At 70.4% G+C, this 24,728-nt stretch carries 22 protein-coding genes and 1 riboswitch; of the genes, 15 read left to right on the top strand and 7 right to left on the bottom strand.

The window, feature by feature from the left end:
- The 12 genes from CCK91_RS09495 to CCK91_RS09440 all read left to right on the top strand — a co-directional run.
- Positions 1-1,010, top strand: a 1,010-nt coding sequence (locus CCK91_RS09495; protein WP_086473760.1) for an HNH endonuclease signature motif containing protein, incomplete at its 5' end; no start/stop codon positions are given.
- A gap of 386 nt (positions 1,011-1,396) precedes the next feature.
- Positions 1,397-2,059, top strand: coding sequence for a hypothetical protein (locus CCK91_RS09490; RefSeq protein ID WP_133059972.1), 663 nt, complete (start codon positions 1,397-1,399; stop codon positions 2,057-2,059).
- Between the two features lie 3 nt (positions 2,060-2,062).
- Positions 2,063-2,374, top strand: a complete 312-nt coding sequence (locus CCK91_RS09485) for a transcriptional regulator (protein ID WP_086473758.1) — start codon at positions 2,063-2,065, stop codon at positions 2,372-2,374.
- Positions 2,371-3,282, top strand: coding sequence for an ABC transporter ATP-binding protein (locus CCK91_RS09480; RefSeq protein WP_086473757.1), 912 nt, complete (start codon positions 2,371-2,373; stop codon positions 3,280-3,282). The genes CCK91_RS09485 and CCK91_RS09480 overlap by 4 nt, the downstream gene beginning before the upstream one ends.
- Positions 3,282-4,037 carry an ABC transporter permease gene (locus CCK91_RS09475; protein WP_086473756.1) on the top strand — a complete coding sequence of 252 codons (756 nt, stop codon included), beginning with the start codon at positions 3,282-3,284 and terminating at the stop codon, positions 4,035-4,037. Before CCK91_RS09480 ends, CCK91_RS09475 begins: the two co-directional genes overlap by 1 nt.
- Positions 4,038-4,236: 199 nt before the next feature.
- Positions 4,237-5,736, top strand: coding sequence for an aromatic amino acid lyase (locus tag CCK91_RS09470; RefSeq protein WP_086473755.1), 1,500 nt, complete (start codon positions 4,237-4,239; stop codon positions 5,734-5,736).
- A 217-nt stretch (positions 5,737-5,953) separates the two neighbouring features.
- Entirely contained in the window at positions 5,954-6,823 is an 870-nt protein-coding gene (locus tag CCK91_RS09465) for an ABC transporter ATP-binding protein (protein ID WP_086473754.1), read from the top strand.
- A complete protein-coding gene (locus CCK91_RS09460; RefSeq protein ID WP_086473753.1) occupies positions 6,820-7,530 on the top strand; it encodes an ABC transporter permease in 711 nt (236 codons plus the stop codon). The genes CCK91_RS09465 and CCK91_RS09460 overlap by 4 nt, the downstream gene beginning before the upstream one ends.
- Positions 7,527-8,333, top strand: a complete 807-nt coding sequence (locus CCK91_RS09455; RefSeq protein WP_086473752.1) for an ABC transporter permease — start codon at positions 7,527-7,529, stop codon at positions 8,331-8,333. The genes CCK91_RS09460 and CCK91_RS09455 overlap by 4 nt, the downstream gene beginning before the upstream one ends.
- A 91-nt stretch (positions 8,334-8,424) precedes the next feature.
- Positions 8,425-9,360 (top strand): ABC transporter substrate-binding protein, encoded by a 936-nt coding sequence (locus CCK91_RS09450; RefSeq protein WP_079705431.1) that lies wholly within the window; start codon positions 8,425-8,427, stop codon positions 9,358-9,360.
- A gap of 132 nt (positions 9,361-9,492) precedes the next feature.
- Positions 9,493-10,272, top strand: coding sequence for a DUF1684 domain-containing protein (locus CCK91_RS09445; protein WP_086473751.1), 780 nt, complete (start codon positions 9,493-9,495; stop codon positions 10,270-10,272).
- 21 nt (positions 10,273-10,293) lie between these two features.
- A complete protein-coding gene (locus CCK91_RS09440; RefSeq protein WP_086473750.1) occupies positions 10,294-12,225 on the top strand; it encodes a thioredoxin domain-containing protein in 1,932 nt (643 codons plus the stop codon).
- A gap of 34 nt (positions 12,226-12,259) precedes the next feature.
- Here CCK91_RS09440 and CCK91_RS09435 read toward each other — a convergent pair whose 3' ends face one another.
- Together CCK91_RS09435 and CCK91_RS09430 are read right to left on the bottom strand one after the other, a co-directional pair.
- A complete protein-coding gene (locus CCK91_RS09435; RefSeq protein ID WP_133059971.1) occupies positions 12,260-12,721 on the bottom strand; it encodes a rhodanese-like domain-containing protein in 462 nt (153 codons plus the stop codon).
- A 72-nt stretch (positions 12,722-12,793) separates the two neighbouring features.
- Positions 12,794-14,167: an L-serine ammonia-lyase gene (locus CCK91_RS09430; protein WP_086473748.1), complete on the bottom strand. Its 1,374-nt coding sequence runs from the start codon at positions 14,165-14,167 to the stop codon at positions 12,794-12,796.
- A gap of 179 nt (positions 14,168-14,346) precedes the next feature.
- Between CCK91_RS09430 and CCK91_RS09425 the strand changes: the two genes are divergently transcribed.
- Entirely contained in the window at positions 14,347-15,360 is a 1,014-nt protein-coding gene (locus tag CCK91_RS09425; protein WP_086473747.1) for an ATP-binding cassette domain-containing protein, read from the top strand.
- Positions 15,357-16,172, top strand: a complete 816-nt coding sequence (locus CCK91_RS09420; protein WP_064296503.1) for an ABC transporter permease — start codon at positions 15,357-15,359, stop codon at positions 16,170-16,172. The genes CCK91_RS09425 and CCK91_RS09420 overlap by 4 nt, the downstream gene beginning before the upstream one ends.
- 24 nt (positions 16,173-16,196) lie before the next feature.
- Here CCK91_RS09420 and CCK91_RS09415 read toward each other — a convergent pair whose 3' ends face one another.
- The 3 genes from CCK91_RS09415 to CCK91_RS09405 all read right to left on the bottom strand — a co-directional run bounded on the left by CCK91_RS09415 (position 16,197) and on the right by CCK91_RS09405 (position 21,494).
- On the bottom strand, positions 16,197-19,472 hold the full coding sequence (locus CCK91_RS09415; RefSeq protein ID WP_119863550.1) for a BTAD domain-containing putative transcriptional regulator: 3,276 nt from the start codon (positions 19,470-19,472) through the stop codon (positions 16,197-16,199).
- Positions 19,473-19,582: 110 nt separating this feature from the next.
- On the bottom strand, positions 19,583-20,200 hold the full coding sequence (locus tag CCK91_RS09410; RefSeq protein ID WP_086473745.1) for a CoA-binding protein: 618 nt from the start codon (positions 20,198-20,200) through the stop codon (positions 19,583-19,585).
- Positions 20,201-20,204: 4 nt separating this feature from the next.
- On the bottom strand, positions 20,205-21,494 hold the full coding sequence (locus CCK91_RS09405) for an O-acetylhomoserine aminocarboxypropyltransferase/cysteine synthase family protein (RefSeq protein ID WP_079705440.1): 1,290 nt from the start codon (positions 21,492-21,494) through the stop codon (positions 20,205-20,207).
- 108 nt (positions 21,495-21,602) lie between these two features.
- Positions 21,603-21,666, top strand: a riboswitch (guanidine-III (ykkC-III) riboswitch).
- Positions 21,667-21,680: 14 nt separating this feature from the next.
- On the opposite strand from CCK91_RS09405, the gene CCK91_RS09400 reads away from it, so the two are divergent.
- Entirely contained in the window at positions 21,681-22,004 is a 324-nt protein-coding gene (locus tag CCK91_RS09400) for a DMT family transporter (RefSeq protein WP_079003866.1), read from the top strand.
- Between the two features lie 78 nt (positions 22,005-22,082).
- Here the strand turns inward: CCK91_RS09400 and CCK91_RS09395 are convergent, their stop codons facing one another.
- Positions 22,083-23,102, bottom strand: coding sequence for a YeiH family protein (locus CCK91_RS09395; protein ID WP_086473744.1), 1,020 nt, complete (start codon positions 23,100-23,102; stop codon positions 22,083-22,085).
- 13 nt (positions 23,103-23,115) lie between these two features.
- The gene (locus tag CCK91_RS09390) at positions 23,116-24,678 is read right to left on the bottom strand and encodes a dolichyl-phosphate-mannose--protein mannosyltransferase (protein WP_242664492.1); all 1,563 of its coding nucleotides are present in this window, start codon (positions 24,676-24,678) and stop codon (positions 23,116-23,118) included.
- Positions 24,679-24,728 lie beyond the last annotated feature (50 nt).

The raw sequence follows: 24,728 nt of genomic DNA, 5'->3' as shown, positions 1-24,728 counted from the left end.
AGCGGACGGTCCAGCTTGCGACGAACGACGCCGAGCGTCTCGTCAATGACGCGCCGGCCGTGCTGGCGTCGCTGGAGGCAGGCCGGATCTCGGCGAGGCATGCGCAGGTGATCACCGATCAGCTCAGAGACGTCCCTGCCGCTGGGCGGGCGGTGTTCCTCGACAAGGTCCTGCCTGAAGCGGAGCGCATGACAGCAGCAGGACTCAAGAACCGCGCCCGCGTGCCCCGCGAGCGCCTCCACCCCGAGTCCATCACCGCACGAGCGGCCCGCTCGGAAGCAGACCGTCGGGTCGAGTTCGAACCCGCAGCCGACGGCATGGCGTGGGTGCACCTGTTCACCACCGCACCCATCGCGCAGGGCATCATCGAGCGCATCGAGGCGGCCTCCGCCGAGTCGCGTCAGGTCGGCGACACCCGGACGTGCGCTCAGCTGCAGGCCGATGCCCTCGCGGCGCTCGCCCTGACCGGTGTCACTCCCGACGACGTGATGTCGAGCCCGGTGCTCCCGCACCCGATCGAGGTCCAGGAGCACATCAAACCGACCGTGCAGATCACCGTCCCGGCGCTGAGCATGGCCGGTGTCAGCGACGCCCCGGCCACCCTCGACGGCTACGGCCTCATCGACCCGGAGACCGCGGCGCGTATCGCGGTGAACGCCCCAAGCTTCTCCCGCGTCCTCGTCCAACCCGAGACCGGCGCGGTGCTCTCGGTCGGGCGGAATCAGTACCGGGTCCCGGCCGACCTGCAACGCGCGGTCCGCTTGCGGGACGGCACCTGTCGGGCACCTGGGTGCGGCAGGCGCGCCAGGGCCTGCGATCTCGACCATTCGGTCGCGTGGGAGGACGGAGGGACGACGGATGTCGGGAACCTCGCGTGTCTGTGCCGACATCACCACCGGATGAAGCACCTGCCCGGGTGGAACCTCGACCACGTACCGGGTGGCGTCCTCGAGTGGACGACACCCGACGGGAAGCAGCATCGGACCGAACCCGATCCCGCGCCCTTCTGACCAGTTTTGGTCCCTGAGCCTGTCGAAGGGGGTGGGTCCTCGTGGGCACTTCGACAAGCTCAGTGACCGGGAGGGGTGTGCCCGGGACGATGAGGCGTCCTCGTGGGCACTTCGACAGGCTCAGTGACCGGGAGGGGTGTGCCCGGGACGATGAGGCGTCCTCGTGGGCACTTCGACAGGCTCAGTGACCGGGAGAGGTTCACCGGAGATGATCCGGTCCCTGAGCTTGTCGAAGGGTGGGCGGGAGAGGGGCGGCCGGATGAACCCGGTCCCTGAGCCTGTCGAAGGGTGGTTGGGCTGTGGCACCTCGGCGTGAAGCGGGCGTCTCTACGCGCTGTCTCGCAAACAGGGTTGCTTCGCAGAGTGGTTTGCGTTACAAAGTAGGTATGACTTCACCGATGGAACCCACCGACGGCTCGGATGCGCTCGACCCGGCCGCCATGCTCGCTCTGCAGGAGCGACAGGCGAGCCGTGTCGACGACATCTTCACGAGGCCCACCATCGCGATCGTGTACATCTGGGGTGTCGCGTGGACCGTCGGGTTCCTCGCGCTCTGGTCCGCGAGCGACGAGAACCCCTGGTTCACCACGCCGCCGACGGTCGCCGGATGGCTCTTCGGGATCCTGATGGTGGGTGGCATCGTCTCGTCGTCGATCATCGGCTCCCGCATTTCGCGCGGGATCCAGGGTGCCCAGCAGGTGCAGGGGACCATGTACGGCATCGCCTGGGCGATCGGCTGCACGGCCGCGGCGGTGCTCGGCGGTGCGCTCTTCTCGGCCGGAATGGCGCCGGAACTCTCCGCGATCTTCTACCCGGCGATCTACAGCCTCGTGGTCGGACTGCTCTACCTCGCGGGTGGCGCGGTCTGGCGCGACCGGGTGATGTACGGCATGGGCATCTGGATCATCGTGGTCGGCATGGCCGCACCGTTCTTCGGCTCGCCGGGCAACGCACTCATCATGGCGATCGCCGGCGGAGGCGGGTTCCTCGTGTACGCGACCTTCCTCGAGGCGACCCGCCGTCGGCGTGCCCACCGATCGGCGGTGTGACCGATGGACGAACTCGACCCCCTCATCCACGCTCAAGCCCGCCTGCGCATCATGTCGACGCTCGCGGCGATCGACGCGGACAGCAGCATGTCGTTCCCCCGCCTGCAGGAGATGCTCGACATGACCGCCGGGAACCTCTCCACGCATCTGCGGAAGCTCGAGGACGGCGCCTACGTCCTCGTCACCAAGACCCACCGGGGACGCACTCCGGTCACCTACCTGGAACTCACCACCGTCGGGCGCCGCGCGTTCGAGGACTACATGACCGGCCTCCGAGCGATGCTCGGCGGCGCGTCGCGAACGGGGACATCATGACGAACACACCACTGGCCACCCTCGAGGGCGTGACACGACGCTACGGCGACGTGACCGCGCTGCACGACGTCGACCTCAGCATCGAGCCGGGGTCGCTCGTCGGGCTCCTCGGACCCAACGGCGCCGGCAAGTCCACGGTGCTCTCCCTGCTGCAGGGCACCCGACGTCCGACGACGGGCACGGTGACGCTCTTCAGCGGCGATCCCGCCCAAGCGGTCAACCGCACGCGGCTCGGATCGACACCGCAGGAGACGGCACTGCCGCCCACGCTCCGCGTGGGAGAGGTCGTCGACTTCGTCGGACGGCACTTCGCGGACCGCGTGCCGACGGCCGCCCTGGCGGAGCAGTTCGGTTTCGGCGACCTCCTCCGACGCCAGACGGGCTCGCTGTCCGGCGGGCAACAGCGCCGACTCGCTGTCGCACTCGCGTTCGTCGGCAGACCGCGTCTCGTGCTCCTCGACGAGCCGACGACGGGTCTCGACGTCGACGCACGTCGCACCCTCTGGGACGCGATCCGCCGGCAACACGAACTCGGGGCGACGATCGTCCTCACCAGCCACTACCTCGAGGAGATCGAAGCGCTCGCCGAGCGCGTCGTGGTGCTGGGTGGCGGACGGGTCATCACCGATGCCCCGCTGCGCGACGTGCTCGGACTCGTCGGCATCCACCGGGTGCGACTCCGGACCACCGACCACGGAGCGGTGGAGCGGCTCGCCGGGGTCGTCCAGGCGAGTCGTGACGGTGACGCCGTCGAACTGGACGTCCGTGACGCCGACGCGTTCGTGCGCGATCTCGTCCGGTCCGAGGTCCCGTTCACCGATCTCGCCGTGCGCGGAGCGACCCTCGAGGAGGCGTTCCTGACCCTCACCGCGGACGCCCGGGCGGACGTCGAACGGAGCGCCGCCTGATGGCCACCACACTCCAGCTCACCGTCCTGCACGCGCGGTACTCCCTGCTCGAGACCGTACGCGTCCCGATCGCGCTGATCGGCTCGCTCGTCTTCCCCGCGCTCTCGCTGCTGTTCTTCGTCGTCCCGCAGGCGCAGGTCGCCGGCGATCCCGTCATCGCGACCCAGGCGGTCATCTCCCTCATCGTCTTCGCGGTGCTCGCCAACTCCCTGTTCGGCTTCGGCCTGACCATCGCCCAGGCGAGGGAGCAGGCGTGGGATCCGTACCTCCGCACGCTTCCGGTGACGGGTGTCGCCCGTGTCCTCTCGCACTTGTGCTCGGTCGGCCTCCTCGGGTTCGCGGCCGTCATACCGGTCGTCGTGCTCGGCGCGCTCCTGACCGCCGCCACCACGACTCCGATAGGACTGCTCGACGGCATCGTGGCGCTCCTGGTGGGTGCCCTGCCGTTCATGCTCCTCGGCACCGCGATCGGGTACGCCCTCCCCAGCAAGGCCGCGATCGCCGTGGTGCAGGTGGCCATGTTCTCACTGGCCTTCGCCGGCGGACTGTTCATCCCACCGTTCCTCTTCGCCCCGTGGCTCGACCGGCTGTCGATGTTCCTCCCGAGCCGTCAGACCCGAGAGCTCGTCGTCTGGGCGGTCCAGGGTGGCGAGTTGCCGTGGTGGTCGTGGGCCGGCGTCCTGGCCTGGACGCTCGTCCTGACCGTCGTCGTCCTCGCCCTCTACCGCCGCGACGAGGGACGCCGCTACCGCTGAGGTCGACGGACACCTCGCCGAGTACCGGACGTTCCCGTGTTCTGTCACACGTCGACACACACCGTGCACCGGCCGCCAGGCGCTCGTACGCTGACGTCCACCCCGGCCGGACCACGGCCCATGACGAGCGGATGGAGCGACCCGTGTCCAGCAGCGCAGACCAGACGAACGCCGCCGACCGATCGACGGGCGCGCACTGATGGGAACCCCGGTCGTGTTCGGCATCGGCCCGATCTCGGTCGACGACCTCGTGGCCGTGTCCCGCGACGACGCCATCGTCGTCCTCGACACCCCCGCGCTCGACCGCATCGGCGCCGGCCGGGCCATCGTCGACCGGCAGACGACGCCGATCGGAGTCGGTGCGCCGGGTCCTCGGTCCCAGGGTCCACGGATCCCTGGTCCCGCCGGGGGACGAGCGGCTCCGCGCACAGCGACGCTCGATCCCTCGGCGGTGGAGGAGCGCGTCGTCCATGACCGCCGTGGCGGCATCGGACTGCCGCTCTCGGTGGACCGTGCTCGGGCGGTCGTCGCCGCCCGGCTCGCCGGCTGGACCCGTGGCGCCTCCGGGATCCGCCTCGAGACCGCCGTGTTCGTCGCGGAGCTCCTCAACCGTGGGGTGACCCCGGTGATCCCGTCCATCGGATCCCTCGGCGACGGCGACGAGACCCACCTGGCGTCCGTCGCGACGCTCGTGATCGGACAGGGGGAGGCGGTCCTCGCTGGTGAGCGGCTCCCGGCCCAGGTCGCCCTGTCGCGGGTCGGGCTCGCACCGCTCGACCTCGCTGTGCACGAGGGCTTGGCGTTCGTCCGCCACAACGCCTACTCCCTCGGCGTCGGTGCGCTCGCACTCCACCGGCTCGGCGCGCTCAGCCGACTGGCGGACACCACGAGCGCGCTCTCGTCGCGGGCCGCTGCGCGGTCCGGGCTCGGCGGGCGAGGACCGGCGTTCGACGCGAGGGTCCTCGCCGGCAGCCCGTCGGCGGGCACCCGGGCGAGCGGCGAGCGGATCTGCGAGTTGTTGGCGACGCCGGTCGACCCGAAAGGTACGCGCGGCGGGCGGGACCTGGACGGACTGCGGCTCCGGGCGACCCCGCAGATCAACGGTGCGCTCGCCGACGAGGTCATGGCGGCCGTCCAGCTCGTGGAAGCGACGCTCGGAACGGCTTCGGAGGATCCACTCGTCGATCAGGCGTCGGGCGTCCTGCGGACGGGCGGGTTGCTGCATGGCGCGCGGCTCGCCCGCGCCTTCGACGGGCTGCGCGCGGCCATCGCGCACACCGCTGCTGCCGCCGAGCGACGGCTCGGACGCATCGACGGAGGCGGGGTCGACCCGCGGGGGACCGGGCACGGGCTCGTACCGGGTCGGCTCGGTCAGTCGGCCGCGGATCTCGTCGCCGAGCTCCGCGTGCTCGCGACCCCGGTCGTCGCCGCGGGCGTGCCGGACGAGGACTCGGACGACCCGGCCTCCTTCGCCGGGACCTCCCTGCGACTTCTGGAACGCTCGACCGCCCTCCTCGCGGACGTACTGGCGGTCGAGGCGGTCGTCGCAGCGGACGCGCTCGGCCCGGAGGAGCACGACGAGTGGTCGGTCGGGCTCTCCGTCGCCCACGCCGGCCTCCGGTCGGCGATCGAGCAGGAGCTGCACGGTCAGCAGCTCGTCACGGCGGCGCTCGCCGCGTTGGGCGTCGACCGATCCTGAGCGACGGCGGCCGGCCGGTGGTCGTGCGCGGGCGCACCGACGTCGCTGCATGCCATGTATTTCGACACGTGTCGAGGGGGTGGGCGATGTCAGTGCCCTCCGGTAGGTTCGGACCACCGACCGAGAGACGTTCAGCGAGCCACCGACCGCGGCGGCGACGACCCTCGGAAGACGACCTGTCACGAACAGCCGTGCAGAGAAGAGGCATCGGTCCAGCATGATCTCCTTCGAACACGTCTCCAAGCGCTTCGACGACGGCACCCTCGCGGTCGACGACTTCTCCCTCACGATCCCGTCGCGGTCCACCACGGTCTTCGTCGGGTCCTCCGGCTGCGGCAAGACCACGCTCCTGCGGATGATCAACCGCATGGTCGATCCGAGCGAGGGCCGCATCGTCATCGACGACGAGGTCGTCTCGGCCGTCGACCCCGTCCGTCTCCGTCGCCGCATCGGCTACGTCATGCAGAACTCCGGCCTCCTCCCGCACCGCACCGTGATCGACAACGTGGCCACGGTGCCCATGCTCACCGGCGTCAACAAGAAGCAGGCCCGGGCGGACGCCCTCACCCTCCTCGACACCGTCGGACTCGACCGCGCGCTCGCCGACCGGTACCCGAGTCAGCTCTCCGGCGGCCAGCAGCAGCGCGTCGGCGTCGCACGAGGCCTGGCGATCGACCCGAACATCCTGCTGATGGACGAGCCGTTCGGCGCCGTCGACCCGCTCGTGCGTGCCGAGCTCCAGCGGGAGCTGCTCCGACTGCAGCGCGACATCGCGAAGACGATCGTGTTCGTCACCCACGACATCGACGAGGCCTTCCTCCTCGGCGACCAGGTCGTCATCCTGCAGAAGGGTGGCCACATCGCCCAGGTCGGCACGCCGGCCGAGATCGTCGCCAACCCGGCCGACGACTTCGTCGCCCAGTTCATCGGAGCCGATCGTGGCCAGCGGACGCTCCACATCGAGCGCGTCGACGGACGCGACGTCGTCGTCGACGAGTCGGGCCGCCCCGCCGGTGTCCTCGGAGCCGGGCCAGGCGCAGGCGACCGGCCGGGGCTCGACGTCCGGAAGGACGGCGCCTCCACATGAGCTGGGTCATCGCGAACTGGGACATGATCTGGGACCTCACCCTCACGCATGTCCAGCTGAGCCTGCCCCCGATCATCCTGGGGTTCCTCATCTCCCTGCCCCTCGGCTGGCTCGCACACCGGTACCGGTGGTCGCGAGGCGTGCTGCTCACGCTGAGCGGCATCCTCTACGCGATCCCGTCCCTGCCGCTGTTCGTCCTCATGCCGTCCCTCATCGGCACGAAGATCCTCGATCCGGCGAACGTCGTGATCGCGCTCACCATCTACGCCGTGGCCCTGCTCGTCCGCACGGTCGCCGACGCGCTCGACGCCGTCGACGCCGGGGTCCGGCAGTCGGCCCAGGCCGTGGGGTTCTCCACCGGCCAGCGGTTCTGGCGGGTCGAGTTCCCGTTGGCCGGTCCGCTCATGCTCGCCGGCATCCGCGTGGTCTCCGCGAGCACCATCAGCCTGCTGAGCGTCGGCGCCCTCATCGGCGTGACCAACCTCGGCTACCTCTTCACCGACGGCTACAATCGGCAGTTCCCGATCGAGATCCTCACCGGCATCGTCGGGACGGTCGTGATCGCCATCGTGTTCGACCTCCTGCTGGTGCTCCTCGGCCGGCTCCTGATGCCGTGGACGCGGATCAGCTCGAGGGGCGCGATCCGTCGTCGTCGGGCGGCCACCGAAGCCCGTGAGCTGGCGACCGCCGGGGGAGGAGCCGCATGATCAACTTCCTCGCCGCCTTCGCCTGGATCTTCGACCCCGCGCACTGGGATGGCCCAGGTGGCATCCCCGTGCGGGTGCTCCAGCACTTGGCCGTGACCGGCCTGACCGTCCTCATCGCCTGCGTCATCGCGATCCCACTCGGGCTCCTCATCGGGCACACCGGGAAGGGACGGGAAGTCGCGGTCGCGGTCACCGGCGCGCTCCGGGCGTTGCCGACCCTCGGTCTGCTCTCACTCCTCGCGCTCATCACGCTCGGGTGGGGCTTCTCCAGCACGAGTCTCGTCCCCGCGATCACGGCCCTCGTCGTGCTCGCCGTCCCGCCCGTCCTGGCCGGTGCGTACGGCGGGGTCGAGTCGATCGACCGCCAGACCATCGACGCCGCGCGTGCCGTCGGGATGAACGAGTGGCAGATCCTCGGCAAGGTGGAGATCCCGCTCGCACTCCCGCTCATGATCGGTGGCGTCCGCTCGGCGGTCCTGCAGACGATCGCGACGGCCACCGTCGTCGCGTTCCTCACCAACGGCCCCGGTCTCGGTCGCTACATCCTCGACGGCCTCCCGGTACGGGACTACGCGCAGATGCTCGCCGGCTCGATCATCATCATCGTGCTCGCCCTCCTCCTCGAAGGCGTCTTCTCCCTGCTGCAGCGCGCCGTCGTGCCGCGCGGCGTCCAGGCGACCCACACGCGGGTCGACGAGACCCGGGGTCATGCCGCCACCGGTGGCGACCGCTCCACCGCACCAGACCCCGCCGTCGCAGAAGCGGAGGCGAACATGCAGACCGCGGCATACCGCAACAACTGACGCGTTCCACCATCCCGGGTGACAGCACACCGCCCGGCTCTCAGACCTACAACGGCACCACCGTTCTCGCCCATCACAGATAGGAAACACCATGTTCACAGTTCGACAGGGTCGACGCCTCGCCGTCGGCATCGCCGCGACGGCCGTCGCCGCCCTCGCACTCAGCGCCTGCTCCGCAGGCGACCCGACCGCCGGGGAGACCGCGGCATCCGACACGATCACGGTCGGCTCCGCCGGATTCCCCGAGTCGGAGATCATCGCGCAGATCTACATCCAGGCGCTCGAGGCCAACGACATCAAGACGGCCGAGTCCCTCAACATCGGCGCGCGCGACGTCTACATCGCAGCGCTCGAAGACGGCTCGATCGACCTCGTCCCCGACTACAGCGGCAACCTGCTGCAGTTCTTCGACGACTCCGCCACGGCCACGTCGAGCGACGAGGTCTACTCCGCCCTCCAGGAAGCCACGCCGAAGGGCTACGAGGTCCTCGACCAGTCCAAGGCGGAGGACAAGGACTCCTACAACGTCACGAAGGAGTTCAGCGAGGCGAACAACGTCACGAGCCTCGCCGACCTCGCGGCCCTCACCATCCCGCTGGCCATCGGCGGCGCACCCGAGCTGGCTGAGCGCCCATACGGCCCGAAGGGCCTGACCGAGGTGTACGGCGTCCCCGCCGACAAGCTCACCTTCGTCCCGATCAGCGACGGCGGCGGCGCGCAGACCACCGCGGCCCTGCTCGACGGCACCGTCCAGCTCGCCGACATCTACACCACGACGCCGTCGATCACCGAGAACGACTTCGTCACGCTCGAGGACCCGGAGAACCTGATCCTCCCGCAGAACGTCCTGCCGCTGATCAACTCGGCCAAGGCCAGCGACAAGGTCAAGGAGGTCTTGAACGCCGTGTCCGCGGAGCTGACCACCGAGGACCTCATCGAGCTCAACGCCCGCAACCAGGGCGACGAGAAGGCCGCTCCGAAGACCCTCGCGGCCGACTGGCTGAAGGACAAGAAGCTCTTCAGCTGAGCAGCAGCCACACGTCGATGGCGTCGTCCGGTTCTCCGGGCGGCGCCATCGCGCTGTTCGCGGGGAGCGCATCCGCCTGCAGCCGGATGTCCAGGGGGTCTCCGACACCTGAGGAGTTGGTAGCGTCAGGGTATGAGTTCCGAGACCCCCGCAGAGTTCATCGCGTCCTGGACCGCCTGGCACACCGCTCGCGAGCGTTCCGTCCGAGCACCCCACGGTATCGCCGCCCTCCGGTTCACCCACTGGCTGACCGAGGAGGCGACCGCCCTCGAGGGCGCGCCAGGCACCTGGCGTGCGGACGCGACCGGCATCGTCGGGGAGCGGCTCACGGGTACCGGACTGACCACGCCGAGTGGCGCGCAGATCATGACCGACCGCGTCGAGCTGGTGCACGGTGACGAACTGCACTTCGGCGACGCGCTGCTCCGTGGCATGGAGCGGGACGGCGTCTACGCCCTCCGCGTGCTCGACCCGGAGGCACCGACGCGGACCTCGCTCGCGGGCATCAGCGCGTTCGCTCCCGACGTCGCCTGGATCCGGCCGGCGCGGTTCGTGCCGTCCCCGGACGTCACGGTCGAGACCGAGTCGATCGACGGCCACGTCACGACCGAGACCCCCGTCGGCCGCGTCGAGTTCGAGCTCGGTGATGAAGCGGTGTCGCTGACGGTCACCGGCGGCCCGAACGGACTCTGGGCGGTCTTCTCCGACGGCACGAGTGGCGACGAGAGCTACCGGTTCCGGTTCATCAGCATGCAGGCCCCGACCGCGGACGGCCACGTCCTCGTCGACTTCAACCGCGCGTACCTGCCGCCCTGCGCGTTCAGCGACCACTACGTGTGCCCCCTGCCTGCGCCGAACAACCGGCTCCGCACGCGGATCACGGCGGGCGAGCGTCTGCCGCTCGGCCAGTAGGTCCCAGGCCACGGACCCCGCATGACGAACCGGCTCGCCGAGGCGATGAGCCCGTACCTCCGCTCGCACGCCGAGCAGCCGGTCGACTGGTACCCATGGGGGCCGGAGGCCTTCGCCGAAGCGGCCCGCCGTGACGTCCCCCTGCTCGTCTCGATCGGCTACTCGACGTGTCACTGGTGTCACGTCATGGCACGCGAGTCGTTCTCGGACGAGCACATCGCCGACCTCCTCGGACGCGACTTCGTGGCGGTGAAGGTCGACCGCGAGGAGCATCCCGACGTCGACGCCAGTTACCTCGCCGCCGCCGGCGCGTTCACCCGTGACCTGGGGTGGCCGCTGAACGTGTTCGTGACGCCGCGCGGACACGTCTTCCATGCGGGGACCTACTCGCCTCCCGTCCCGCTCCGCGGGCATCCCTCGTTCCCGCAGGTGCTCGAGGCCGTCCGCGTCGCGTGGACCGAGCGACGGGAGCAGGTCGTCGAGAGCGCCGACGGACTCGCGCGGGCGATCGCCGAGACGATGGCGTCCACGGATGACGCCCCACTGCCGGAGCCCGGTGACCTCGACGCGGCGATCATGGCGGTCGAGGCGCTCGAGGACCAGGAGCTCGGCGGCTTCGGCACGGCTCCGAAGTTCCCGATGGCCCCGTTGTTCGACTTCCTGCTCACACCGCGCGAGGGGGAGGTCGCCCGCCGCGGTGTGGACCTCGCGCAACGCACCCTCAGGACGATGGGGGCCTCGGCGCTTCGGGACCCGGTCGAAGGCGGGTTCTTCCGGTATGCGGTCAACCGGGACTGGACCGAGCCGCACTACGAACGCATGCTGACGGACAACGCGCTCCTCCTCACCGCGTACACGCGGGCCTGGGCCGAGCGCCCGAGCTCGTGGGCGGCCAGTGTCGCCGCCGGGATCGCCGAGTTCCTCATCGGCACGCTGCAGCAGCCGAGCGGTGGTTTCGGGTCGGCGCAGGACTCCGAGAGCGTCGTCGACGGCGTCGGATCGGAGGGTGGCTACTACCGACGCGATGCGGACGGCCGGGCGACGCTGACCCCGCCGGCCGTGGACCGCAAGGTGCTCGCCGGTTGGAACGGGCTCGCGATCGGCGCGCTGGCGGAGGCCTCGACGGTCTTCACCCGCCCCGAGTGGCTCGAATCAGCGAGGTGGGCGGCGGACGCGGTGGCCGAGAACCACCTCGGCTCGGACGGCACACTCGCCCGGGCCTCGCTCGATGAACGGCGGTCGGGTGCGGCGGCGGCCCTCGAGGACTACGGCATGCTCTCGGAGGGGCTCCTGCGCCTCGGCCTCGCGACGGGCGAGGTCCGCTATGCGGAGGTCGCCCGCGACCTCGTCGACCGGTGCCTGCCAGCCGACACCGTGCCTGACGAGACCATGACCGACGCCTCCTCCAACACGGTGGCCGGCTTCATCCTGCCGGGCGGCGGCGACCCGGTGCTGTCGGCCCAGGGCATGCGAATCGACGGCGACCCGTCGGAGGGCGCGTATCCCTCGGGGATCTCCTCGCTCGGACGCGCGTCGCTGCTGCTGTTCCAGCTGACGGCCGACGGACGGTTCCGGGACGCCGCCGTGGGCGCGGTCCGGTTCGCCGCGTCGGCTGCGCTGTCGGCACCGACCGCGTTCGGCGCGAGTCTGGCCCTGGCGGCATCGCTCACCGGTCCGGCCTCGCAACTGATCGTCGTCGGTCCGGATCGGGCTGATCCGGACGAGGACGAGGATCGCGCGACGGCGGACCGGGCGATGCGCGACGCGGTCCGGACGCGCCGGGACGACGTGATCGCGGTGGTCTCCGAGCGGCAGGCCGCGGCCTGGGCGATGAGCGGGTTCGACCTCTTCGCCGAGCGGACGAGTCGGGACGGCCGACTGACCGCCTACCACTGCCGGGACTTCGTCTGCCGTCTCCCCGCGACGGATGTGGCGCAGCTCGACGCCCGCTGAACCAGCGTGCCCATCGCCCCGACAGCCGGGCGGGTCAGGCTCCGAACGTGCCGTCCGGTCGGCCGAAGCGCAGCTCGCGGGCTTCGGAGCGCCATCGTGCGAGCCCGCCGTCGAGGAGTGCGACGCGTTCGTACCCGGCTCCGGTCAGCGCTGCACGGAGGCGCTCGGCCGAGCGCCCGTCCAGCTGGTCGTACAGGACGACCGTGTGCTGCTCCGTGACACCGATGGAAGCCGCACCGCGTCGGACCTCGTCCGGTGAGGATGCTCCGAGCCCCTGGCGTGCGTCGAGCAGCTCGACGAACACGGCGCCGGGCACATGGCCGTCGAAGAGGTACAGGTCGTAGCCGCTCACCAGTCGTACCGGGCCGCCGTCCTGCGCAGGCAGCTCGACGACACTCGCGTCGAGGACGATGAGGCTGTCGCTGCCGAGATGGTCCGCGAGCCACTGGGTGGAGACGAGCGGGTCCACCAGGAACGGCGCGTGCATGGAGGTCATGCGCCCACCGTAGGAGGCCGCTGCCCGGATGACCACGGTTGTCGGCAATACGCGGTCACATGACGCCGCGGTTCAGCACTCGATGACGTTGACCGCGAGACCGCCCTCGCTCGTCTCCTTGTACTTCGTCGACATGTCGACGCCGGTCTGGCGCATGGTCTCGATCACGGTGTCGAGCGACACCAGGTGCGTCCCGTCGCCGTGCAACGACAGGCGTGCGGCGCTGACGGCCGTCGAGGAGGCGATCGCGTTGCGTTCGATGCACGGGACCTGGACGAGCCCGCCCACCGGGTCGCACGTGAGGCCGAGGTGGTGCTCCATCGCGATCTCCGCGGCGTTCTCGACCTGACGCGGTGTGCCGCCGAGGACGGCGCACAGGGCACCGGCGGCCATGGCGCACGCGGAGCCGACCTCGGCCTGGCAGCCGCCCTCGGCGCCCGAGATGGAGGCGTTCGCCTTGAAGAGCGAGCCGATGGCGGTCGCCGTGAGCAGGTACCGACGGATCCCGTCGAGCGAGGCGCCCGGCACGAACCGCAGGTAGTAGCTCCCGACCGCCGGGATGATCCCCGCAGCCCCGTTCGTGGGTGCGGTCACGACCCGCCCGCCCGAGGCGTTCTGCTCGTTGACCGCCAGGGCGAACGCGTGCAGCCACTCCGTGGGGAGCTCACGCCCGCTCTCGGCCTCGGCCACGTCGAGGCGCTCACGGACGGCACGTGCCCGGCGCTTGACGCCGAGACCGCCCGGGAGTGTGCCGGTGTCGGCGAGCCCGGCGGTCACGCACTCGTGCATGGCCGTCCAGATGGCGTCGAGGCCGGCGTCGACCTCGACCGCGGACCGTAGGGCCTCTTCGTTGCGTCTCGCCATCGCGTCGATCGGGAGCCCCGTCTCGTCGCAGAGCCCGATGAGCGTCTCAGCGGTCCGGAACGGCATCGGCACGGGTGTCGACGGCAGCACCGTGCTCGGGTCGTCGCCGTCACGGCGGATGAAGCCGCCGCCGACGGAGTAGTACGTCTCGGAGCGCACCGGGAGGTCGCTCCGCTGATCCCAGGCGTGCAGCGTCATGGCGTTCGGGTGGCCCGGCAGCCTCGTCCTGGGCACGAACGAGACGTCGTCCTTCGAGAACGCGATGGCACGCGTCCCGGCGAGCGTGAGCGGAGCGCCGTCGGGGTGGTCGCTCCAGGCCCGGCGGACCTCGGCGGGATCGCACCCTTCGGGGGTGAGTCCCTGGAGTCCTGCGACGACGGCGTCGGGGGTGCCGTGACCGATGCCGGTCGCGCCGAGCGATCCGTACAACGAGCACGTGACGCGGTCGACCCGGTCGAGCAGGCCGTCGTCCGCGAGCCCGGTGGCGAAGGCCAGGGCCGCCCGCATCGGTCCGACCGTGTGCGAGCTGGACGGCCCGATTCCGATGGAGAAGAGGTCGAACGCGGACACGTATGCGGTCACTGGACGACCCCCTTCGGTGCGACTGGCTCCTCTCACTCTAAGCGTCTTCGGCGCCGGGTGCGGTGTCAGCGGCCGTCAGCGGGTGTCAGCGGCAGGTGAGCGATCCGTGAGCGCCCCCGCCCACACTGTTGTCCGGGTCGCCCACCGGCGGCCCACACCTGATTTCGAAAGGCATCCGCATGAGCATCAGCTCCGACTGGGCGATCGAAGCCCACGGCCTCGTGAAGACCTTCGGCGACAACCGGGCGGTCGACGGCGTCGACCTCTCGGTCCGCACCGGCACCGTCTACGGCGTCCTCGGCCCGAACGGCGCCGGCAAGACCACCACCATCAGCATGCTGGCGACGCTCCTGCGTCCCGACGCCGGCACCGCCACCGTCTTCGGACACGACATCCAGCGGGAGTCGCAGGTCGTGCGCCAGCTCATCGGCGTGACCGCGCAGTTCGCGTCCGTCGACGAGAACCTCTCGGCCACCGAGAACCTCGTCATCTTCTCCCGACTGCTCGGACTCGGCCGCGCGGAGGCGAAGCGCAAGAGCGCCGAACTCCTCGAGGAGTTCGGCCTGAGCGACGCGGCGTCGCGACCCCTGAAGAAGTTCTCGGGCGGTATGCGTCGCCGTCTCGACCTCGCGGCGAGCCTCATCGCCCAGCCGCCCCTCATCTTCCTCGACGAGCCGACCACAGGCCTCGACCCGCGGACCCGTGCGCAGATGTGGGACACGATCCGCCGCCTCGTCGCGACGGGCTCGACCGTCCTCCTGACCACCCAGTACCTCGACGAGGCGGACCAGCTCGCCGACCGGATCGCCGTCATCGACCGCGGTCTCGTGGTCGCCGAAGGCACCTCCGTCGAACTGAAGGCCTCCGTCGGCGAGTCGTCGCTGCAGCTGCGGCTCGCGGACCCCGCCGACCTGGAGGATGCACGTCGGGTCATCTCGAGCGTCCTCGGCGTCGACACCGTCGTCTCGCCGGAGGCCACCCGCATCACGGCCCCGATGCGCGACCCCGACGCCGTGACCGACCTCTTCATCACGCTCCGGGAAGCCGGGATCCGGCTCGCGGAGATGAGTGTCCAGAAGCCGACCCTCGACGAGGTCTTCCTCACCCTCACCGGCCACGGTGTCGAGGCGGACGACGCCGGCGCCACATCCGACACCGATTCCCTCGACACCGCAGAGCAGGTCCACGCATGAGCACGATCACCATCACCCCGGCCGCAGACCGGTCCCTCCGGAACCACGTCAGCCTCTCGCAGACGGTCCGCAACTCCTTCACCATGGCGTACCGCGGACTGCTCAAGATCAAGCGCACGCCCGAACAGCTGATCGACGTGACGGTCCAGCCGATCATCTTCACCCTGATGTTCACGTACATCTTCGGCGGCGCGATCGCCGGCGACGTCGCGAGCTATCTGCCGATCATCATCCCGGGCATCCTGGTCCAGACCGTCATCACGACCTCGGTCGTGACCGGCATCCAGCTCCGCGAGGACATGGACAAGGGCGTGTTCGACCGCTTCAAGTCGATGCCCATCGCCCGCATCGCACCGCTGGCCGGTGCCCTCCTCGCCGACACGGTGCGGTACACGATCGCCACGACGCTCACCTTCGCGATGGGCTTCGTGATGGGATACCGGCCGGAGGGCGGCATCGGCTTCGTGGCCCTCGCCGGGCTCCTCGTGATCGTCTGCGCCTGGGCCATCAGCTGGATCTTCGCGTTCTTCGGGGTCATCGCCCGCAGCGCGAGCAGCGTTCAGGGCATCTCGTTCCTCGTCCTGTTCCCGCTGACGTTCCTGTCGAACGCCTTCGTGAACCCGGAGACGATGCCGAGCTTCCTCCAGGGCTTCGTGGACGTGAACCCCGTGTCGCACCTCGTGACCGCGGTCCGTGACCTCGCGAACACGGGTGTCTTCGGCGGTGACGCCTGGCTGGCGCTCCTCGGTGCCGCCGTCATCGTCGCGGTCTTCGCGCCGCTCACCGTGCGGGCGTACATGCGCCGCGCCTGACGACGAGACGACCGCCGCGACCGATCAGCGCGCCGCCAGGGCAGGACTGCCGAGCAGTTCGAACGCCCTGGCGGCGCTCTCGTGCGCCTGCAGGGGGAGGGTCCGCTCGGCGATGCGGTCGCGCTCGGTCGCGGTGAGGCGCGCCGCCGCTGCTGCCTCGTGTGGTGCGCGGACGAGCGACGGGATGTCCTGACGGGAGGCGAGCGCACTGGCGAGCACGACGAGCTCGGCACCGATCAACCGCACCTCGTCGTCGTCCGAGCGGACGTACCAGGAACCGAGGGCGATGACGGTGGAACCCAGCACCGGTCGGTCGAACCGGTTCGGGAGGAGGCGTCCCAGCGCGATGGTGCGGGTGCGGACCCGTCGCACGAGATGCTGGACCTCGGTGGCGTCCGGGACGCCGTCCAGCACGGCGGCGGCGATCGAGGCGGAGCCGACGAGGGTGAACCACGGCGATCGTCGCGACTCACCCGGAGCGAACGCGACGAGCGCCTTCCCGTAGAGCTCCGCTCCCCGTGCGGCGTCGCCCTGTGCCCGCGCGATCTCGGCGAGACCGGCCCAGCCGATCGACCGCCGTTCGGGGAGGGGTGCGAACGCGGAGAACGAGACGTCGTCCGAGAGGAACCGGTCGAGCACGGTGGTGGCGGCGGCGTGGTCACCGCGGGCGATGTCGCCGATCGCGATCAGCCACTCGAGTTGACGGAGGTCCGCCTCGGCACCGATCGCGGTCAGACCCTCGGCAGCGCGGGCCGCCCAGACGAGCGCCTCCTCCGGCTCGTCGTTCTGGCTGTGCAGTTGGGCGAGCATGTGCGCACTCATGGCAGCGCCCCACACGTCTCCGAGCGTGAGCGAGAGGTCGTTCGCGCGCAGGGCGGCCGCTTCGGCGGCGCGGGGGTCGCCGTCGTTCTCCGCCGCCTGGGCCGACATGAGGTTCCCGAGGTTCGCGACGTGCGGGTCGTTCGACCGGGAGTACTCGCGGAGGAGGGCCTCCGCGCGTTCGGGGCGGCCCGCGACCAGCAACAGGCTGACCATCGCGCGCATCCGTGGGGCCTGTGTCCTCCGCGCCCGTTCGAGTCGGCGGAGGACACCGATCGCCCGCGCGGACGTCCGGGGATCGGTGGCGAGGAAGGTCACGGTGATGATGGCGACGGCGATGGCCGGGGTGTCGGTCGACACCGACTCCGGGTCCTGATGGCGGAGCACGTCGAGGACGGCCGTTCCGAAGACCAGGACCTCCTGATGCGCGCTGCGGATCGTCCAGAAGAGGGCGAGTCCCGCGAAGACCGGGGCGACGACGTCGGCGCGATCGTCGGCGACGGCCCTGCGGAGCACGTCCACCAGGGTGTCCTGTTCGAGGGCGAGGCGCGCGAATGCCGCCACCTGTCGCGGTCCCTGCATGGCGGGGAGGAGCGTCTCGGCGAGTGCGACCGCCCAGGTCCGAGTGCGGTCGAGCACGAGGGCGTCCTCGTGCGCCTCGGCGGACTTGATCGCGCCGAACTCGCGGACCGTCTCCAGCATGCGGAATCGGACGGTCCCGGTGGCCGGGTCGTCCTGCACGGTGAGCAAGGATTGGCCGACGAGCGCGTCGAGCGCTTCCACGACCTCGACCTCGGGGGCGAGCGCTGCAACCGCCTCCAGATCGAAGCCGTCGGGGAACCTGGACATGCGACGGAGGACGACACGTTCGTGCTCGCCCAGGAGGTTCCAACTCCAGTCGATGACGGCGAGGAGGGTGCGGTGGCGCTCAGGCGCACTGCGATCACCGGCGGTCAGCAGGGTGAAGCGGTTCCCGAGTCGCCGCTCCACCTCCTCGACCGACATGGATCTGGTGCGCGCCGCCGCGAGCTCGATCGCCAGCGGGAGGCCGTCGAGTTTCGCGCAGAGACGTGCCGCGACGTCGAGTGGCACATGGAGCGCCGGACGGGCGGCGCGGGCACGCTCGACGAACAGCCGCACCGCCGGGCCCGCGTGTTCGAGGTCGGTGCCGTCCACGGCGGCGTCCAGCGGGTCGAGTTGATACACGTGCTCCGCGGCGATCGACAACGGGCTCCGACTCGTCGCGAGGACGCGGAGGTCGCCGGCCCAGTCCAGCGCGTCGGCGATCCAGCGTGCCGCCGCGTCCACCAGGTGCTCGCAGTTGTCCATCACGAGCAGCGTCGGCCGCTCCGAGAGTCGGTCGATGATGCGCTCGTGCAGTTCGACCGGTTGCGCCATGATCGCTTCGCTCAGCCGACGCGGCGTCGGGGCCTCGCGAATGCCGAGTGCGGTCGCGACCGCGAGCGGAAGATCGTCCGGGTCCCGCACGCTCGCCAGTTCCACCACGACGACGCCGGGCGTGGTCGTGGTGGCGCGCCGGGCGACCTCCTGGGCGAGTCGGGTCTTCCCGAGGCCACCGGGGCCGAGGATCGTGGTGAGGCGGACCTCGGACACGAGCGTGCCGATCGCGTCGAGGTCGGTGTCGCGACCGAGGAGCTCGTTCGGCGCCGTCCGGAGTCCGAGCACCATGCTGGAGACCCGGGCGGCCAGGGGAGTGGCCGCCGGCGGAGACGGCTCGACGGCGTCCTGCAGGAGCGCCGCGTGTGCCGCGACCAGCGCCGACGTCGGGTCGGCACCGAGTTCGTCCCGGAGTCGGTGTCGGTGGTCTGCGAAGAGCTGCATCGCGTCGGAGCGACGTCCGCTCTGCGCGTAGGCGTTGAAGAGCATGAGCTGGGTGGCGTCGTCGAGCGGGTCGGCGGCGACGAGCGCCTCGAGATCGGTGATGACGGCCGCGCCGTCGCCGAGTTCGAGGCGGCTCTGGGCACGCACCCGGCGCAGCTCGTCGCGCAGCCGCGCCGCGCGGTGCGCCAGCTCGTCGCCGAGCGGGCCGTCCAGTTCCGCGCCGGGATCACCCGTCCAGAGGAGGAGCGCGTCCCGGGTGAGCGTGCCCGCGGCGTGCGGGTCGGCGGCGCGGATGGCCGTCGACGCCGCATCGGCCGCCTGCGCGGCGACGTGGAGATCGACCAGGGACTGGTCGATCGACAGTCGATAGCCGGCGGCCGAGGAGTCGATGAGGTCGGGCGCCGACACGGCGCGCACCCGTGAAACCAGGGTCTGCAGCGCGGCTTTGGCACCCGCGGGCGGTGCGTCGTCCCACAGCTCGTCGATGAGGGCCGCCGTCGAGACGGCGCGCCCGTCGGCGAGCACCAGGATGGTCACCAGCGCTTTGGCGAGCCGGCCGCCGGGTTCGACGAGCCGACCGGTGCGTCCCTCGACGAGCACCGGCCCCAGGACGGTCACTCGGAGGTTCGACGCAGGCACGTCACGAGTGTATCCAGGGCTGTATCCCGGACTGTCCCGGTCACTGAGCCGTCCCCGGTCACTGAGCCTGTCGAAGTGCGACCTGCCGACGAGTTCAGGGAACCGAGGCGTCAGCGCAGGGTCTTGCGGGCGGTGATCTGGCCGGTGTCGAAGCCGAGCAGGTGGAGGCCACCGTGGAACCGCGCGTGCTCCACCTTGATGCAGCGGTCCATCACGACGTTCAAGCCCTTCGACTCGCCGTACTCGGCCGCCTCCTGGTTCCAGATGCCGAGCTGCACCCAGACGGTCGGTGCTCCGATGGCGACGACCTCGTCGATGACCTGTGGGATGCCGCTCGCCTTGCGGAAGACGTCGACGATGTCGGGTACCTCCGGCAGGGAGGCGAGGTCGGGGTAGGCGGGCTGACCGAGGATCTCCGTGGCGTTCGGGTTCACGAAGTAGATCGTGAAGTCGCTCGACTGCTGCAGGTAGGTGCCCACGAAGTACGAGGAACGCGCCGGGTTCGGTGAGGCGCCGACGATCGCGACGGACTTCGCCTCGCGGAGGAGCTTCAGGCGGGCCTTCGCATCGGGGCCCGCCCAGGTGCGCTGCGAACGCAACAGCTTCGCGAGCGGCGAATTGGCGGGCAGCGAGCAGGTGAGGCCGTTGGTGAGCCGCACCGTCTCGGTCGCGTCTCCGTCGGTCACGGTCGCGTCCACACCGGTCACTGAGCTTGTCGAAGTGCTCATGCCATCACTCCTTCACCGCGGCGGCGAGCGCCTGGTCGAGGTCGTAGATGATGTCGTCAGGGTCCTCGATGCCCACGCTCAGCCGGACGATGCCCGGCAGCACGCCGGCGTCGACGAGCTGCTGGTCGGACAGCTGCGCGTGCGTCGTCGATGCGGGGTGGATGATGAGCGTCTTCGCGTCGCCGATGTTCGCCAGGTGGCTCGCGAGGTCGACGGACTCGATGAGCTTCTGGCCGACCTGACGGCCACCCTTCACCTCGAAGCTGAAGACCGAGCCCGGCCCCTTCGGCAGGTACTTGTTCGCGCGCTCGTGGTGCGGGTGAGCGGGGAGCCCGGCCCAGTTGACGGCGGCGATGCGCGGGTCGGCGTCGAGCCACTCGGCGACGATCCGCGCGTTGTCGACGTGGGCCTGGATCCGGAACGGCAGCGTCTCGACGCCCTGGGCGAGGAGGAAGGCCGAGTGCGGTGCGAGGGCCGGACCGATGTCGCGGAGTTGCTCGGCGCGCAGCCGGGTGAGGAAGGCGTATTCGCCGAAGTTGCCCGACCACTGCAGGCCGCCGTAGCTCGGGACGGGCTGACCGAACAGGGGGAACTTGTCGGTGTTCCAGTCGAAGCGCCCGCTCTCCACGACGACACCGCCGAGGGTCGTGCCGTGGCCGCCGAGGAACTTGGTGGCCGAGTGCGTGACGATGTCGGCACCCCACTCGATCGGGCGGTTGAGGTAGGGCGTCGCGATGGTCGAGTCGATGATGAGCGGAATGCCGTGCGCGTGCGCGACGTCGGCCAGGCCCTCGATGTCGGCGATCTCACCCGAGGGGTTCGCGACCGTCTCGGCGAAGACGAGCTTGGTGTTCTCCTGGATGGCGGCGGCGTAGTCGGCGGCGTCGGAGGACTGCACGAAGGTGGTCTCGATGCCGAACCGGCGGAGGGTGACGTCGAGCTGCGTGATCGAGCCTCCGTAGAGGTTGGCCGAGGCGACGATGTGGTCGCCCTGCCCCGCCAGGGAGGCGAAGGTGATGTACTGCGCGGCGAGACCGGAGGCGGTCGCGACGGCGCCGAGGCCGCCCTCGAGGCTGGCGATGCGCTCCTCGAAGCTCGCGACCGTCGGGTTGGCGAGGCGGGAGTAGATGTTCCCGTACTTCTGCAGGGCGAAGCGCGCGGCGGCGTCGGCGGTGTCGTCGAAGACGAAGGCACTCGACTGGTAGATGGGCAGCGCCCGTGCGCCGGTCACCTGGTCGGGGATGTTGCCCGCGTGGATCGCACGCGTGCGGAAGCCATACTCACGATCTGCCATGCGTTCACGCTACCGGAGCACCGTCGAGCGCTTCACCGTGCTGCAACATTGCGTCGCATTCGACCCCACTGCACAGGGCCTGCCCAGGGCGTCGGCGTATCGTGTGAGTCACAGCCCTGATCGGGCTGCCGGACGAGGGCGCAGTACCCGGAACGCGACAAGACTGACCACTTGGGAGTGATCGTCATGTCTTGGATCGTACTCATCGCCTCCGGCGTCCTGGAAGCCGTCTGGGCCACCGCGCTCGGCAAGTCCGAGGGCTTCACGAAGCTCTGGCCGACCGTGACGTTCGCGGGGGCGCTCGTGCTCAGCATGGCCGGCCTCGCCTGGGCCATGCGCGACATCCCGGTGGGCACCGCCTACGCGGTCTGGGTCGGGATCGGTGCCGCGCTCACCGTCGGGTACGCCATGACCTTCGGCGGCGAGCAACTGTCGGTCGTCAAGGTGCTGCTCATCCTCGGGCTCATCGGCTGTGTCATCGGCCTGAAGATCGTGGGCGGCGAGCACTAGCCGAGCTGCCCAGGCACGTGCCCGCGCCCGCGGCACGCCGTGCATGACGTGCCGCGAAAGCGACCGCGTGCCCCTGCCTCAGGCCAGGTGCACCGCTCCGAGCGCGAGCACCGCGATGAGGAGCCAGGAGACGAGCCCGACGACGAGCGCGCGCCACCCGGTGGTGACGAGCGTGCGGACGCGGATCGCGGCACCGAGCGAGAAGAGCGCCATCGCCAGCAGCGCGGTCTGCACGCCGTCGGCGACGTCGAGGACGAGCTCGGGCACCGGGAGCAGGGTGCGGACGAGGACCGCGGCGATGAAGCCCGCCACGAACAACGGGACGATCGGCGGTCGGGCTGCGGTCGCGGCTCCGTCTGCATCAGCATGGGCACCGGTGCGGGCCGACACCGCCAGGAGTCGGCGGCGCTCGATCGTCGCGGCGGCGGCGACCATGGGGGCGAGGAGCACGACGCGGGTCAGCTTGACGACGACGGCGATCGCGAGTGCGCCCGTGCCGGCGATCTGGGCGGTCGCGACGACCTGGCCCACATCGTGCACGCTCGCCCCCACCCAGTGACCGAACTGCTCGTCACTGAGCCCGAGTGGGCCGCGGAGCGCCGGGAGGACGAAGATCGCGAGGGTCCCGCAGAGCGTGACGAGCGCGACGGGCGTCGCCTGCTCCTCGTCCTTCGCCTTCACGACGCCGCTCATCGCGCCGATGGCGGAGGCGCCGCAGATGGAGAAGCCCGTGGCGATGAGGAGCGGTTCGGGGCCCGCGAGCCCCAGTCTCCGGCCGAGCCAGAGGGTGACGAAGAACGTGACGACGACGATCGCGACCGTGGTGGCGAGCGTGACCCACCCCAGGCCGGCGATGTCGACGAGGCTCAGCTTCAGCCCCAGCAGGACGACACCGATCCGCATGAACCGTTTCGCGCTCATGCCGAGTCCCGGCTTCAGGACGCCCGCCGCGAGCCGCTGGAACGGCGGAAGCTGGCCCACCACCATGCCGAGCAGGACGCTCGCGGTGAGCAGCGGGACGACCGGCAGGAGGGTGTGGAGGCCCAGGGCGGCGAGCGCCGCTGCACCGGCGACGAGCACCCCGGGGAGCGCCTTCATCACCGACCTCCCGTCACACCCATGACGGCAACCAGGCGTGCAGGTGCCAGAACCAGTAGGGCACGGTGATGGCGGTCCAGAGCGGATACCAGAAGATGCTCAACAGCGTCGTGATGGTCACGAACACCCCGATGACGCCGACGCCGGCGAATCGGCGTTCCTCCGGGTCGTCGCGGGACCCGAGGATCTTCCCGATCGCGAAGACGAGCGCCAGGATGAGGTACGGCTCGAAGACGATCGTGTAGAACTGGAACACCGTCCGGTTCAGGTAGAGCAGCCAGGGCAGGTACCCGGCTGCGACGCCCAGGACGATGAGCCCGACCTGCCACTCGCGGTAGCGGACGAGCCGGTAGACGCAGTACCCGAGCGCGACGGCGGCGCCCCACCAGATGAGCGGGTTGCCGATCGAGGTGATCGCGGAGGAGCAGGCGTCCCACGCGCAGCCGTCGGTCCCGGTGGCGGGGGACTGGTAGTACATGCTCGTCGGCCGGATCATGAGCAGCCAGCCGAGCGGGTTCGCGGCGTAGGGGTGCGGGGTGCTGAGGCCGACGTGGAAGCTGTAGGCGCTCTGGTGGTAGTGGAGGAGACTCTGGAACCAGTGGGGGACCCACGCGAAGGTGCCGGTCCAGGCGTTGCCCACCGCATCGGCCCACTGGCGGTCGTACCCGCCGGACGTCCTGATCCAGCCGGTCCAGCTGGCGAGGTACACGACGGCGGACACGGGGACGAGGGTCACGAAGGACACGGGGCCCTGCTTGAGGACCGCTGCGCTCGCCCACAGGCTGAGGCCCAGTCGGCGGCGGAGCAGCAGATCCGTGACGATCACGTACACGCCGAACGCGGCGAGGAAGTACAGCCCGTTCCACTTGACCGCGGTGGCCGCGCCGAACGCGACCCCTGCGGCGAGCAGCCACGGCCGCCACCAGAGGACGGGACCCCAGGCCGGATCGGCGCCGCTCGCCCGGGCTGACGCGACCTTCGCCGCGAGGCGTGACGCGTGCCACGACCGGTCCAGCAGGATCGCGCCGAATCCCGCCAGGACGAAGAACATGACGAAGTTGTCGAGCAGCGAGACCCGGGCCATGACGATCGCGTGGCCGTCGATCGCGAACAGGAACCCGGCCAGGACGGCGAGGATCGACGAGGTGAACAACCGCTTGGCGATGAGCGTGACGAGCAGGACCGCGAGCGTTCCGGCGATCACGGTGGAGATGCGCCACCCGGTGCTGTCGTCGATGCCGAAGACGGCGATGCCGAGCGCGATCAACCACTTCCCGAGCGGTGGGTGCACGACGTAGGAGGGGTTCGTGCTCGGGCTGCCCGCGTCGCCGTTCGCGAAGCCCTCGTCGGCCCCGTCCGGCCAGGTGCTCTCGTAGCCGTTCAGCCACAGCGACCACGAGTCCTTCACGTAGAAGGTCTCGTCGAAGACGAGCGAGTGCGGGTGACCGAGGTTCCAGAACCGCAGCACGAACGCGAGGAGTGTCACGGCGGCCGGACCGCCCCAGATCCAGAGCTTCCGGCGGCGCTCGGTGCGGAGCATCCGCTCCCACCAGCGGTCGAGGCGGGATCCCGTCACAGGGGCTTCCAGAAGATCGACCGACACCGTCTCATCTAACCACCCCGACC

The organism is Plantibacter elymi (nom. nud.), assembly GCF_900177795.1.
GTDB classification, from domain to species: Bacteria; Actinomycetota; Actinomycetes; order Actinomycetales; family Microbacteriaceae; genus Plantibacter; species Plantibacter elymi.
This window is presented reverse-complemented; position numbering and strand designations above follow the sequence as displayed.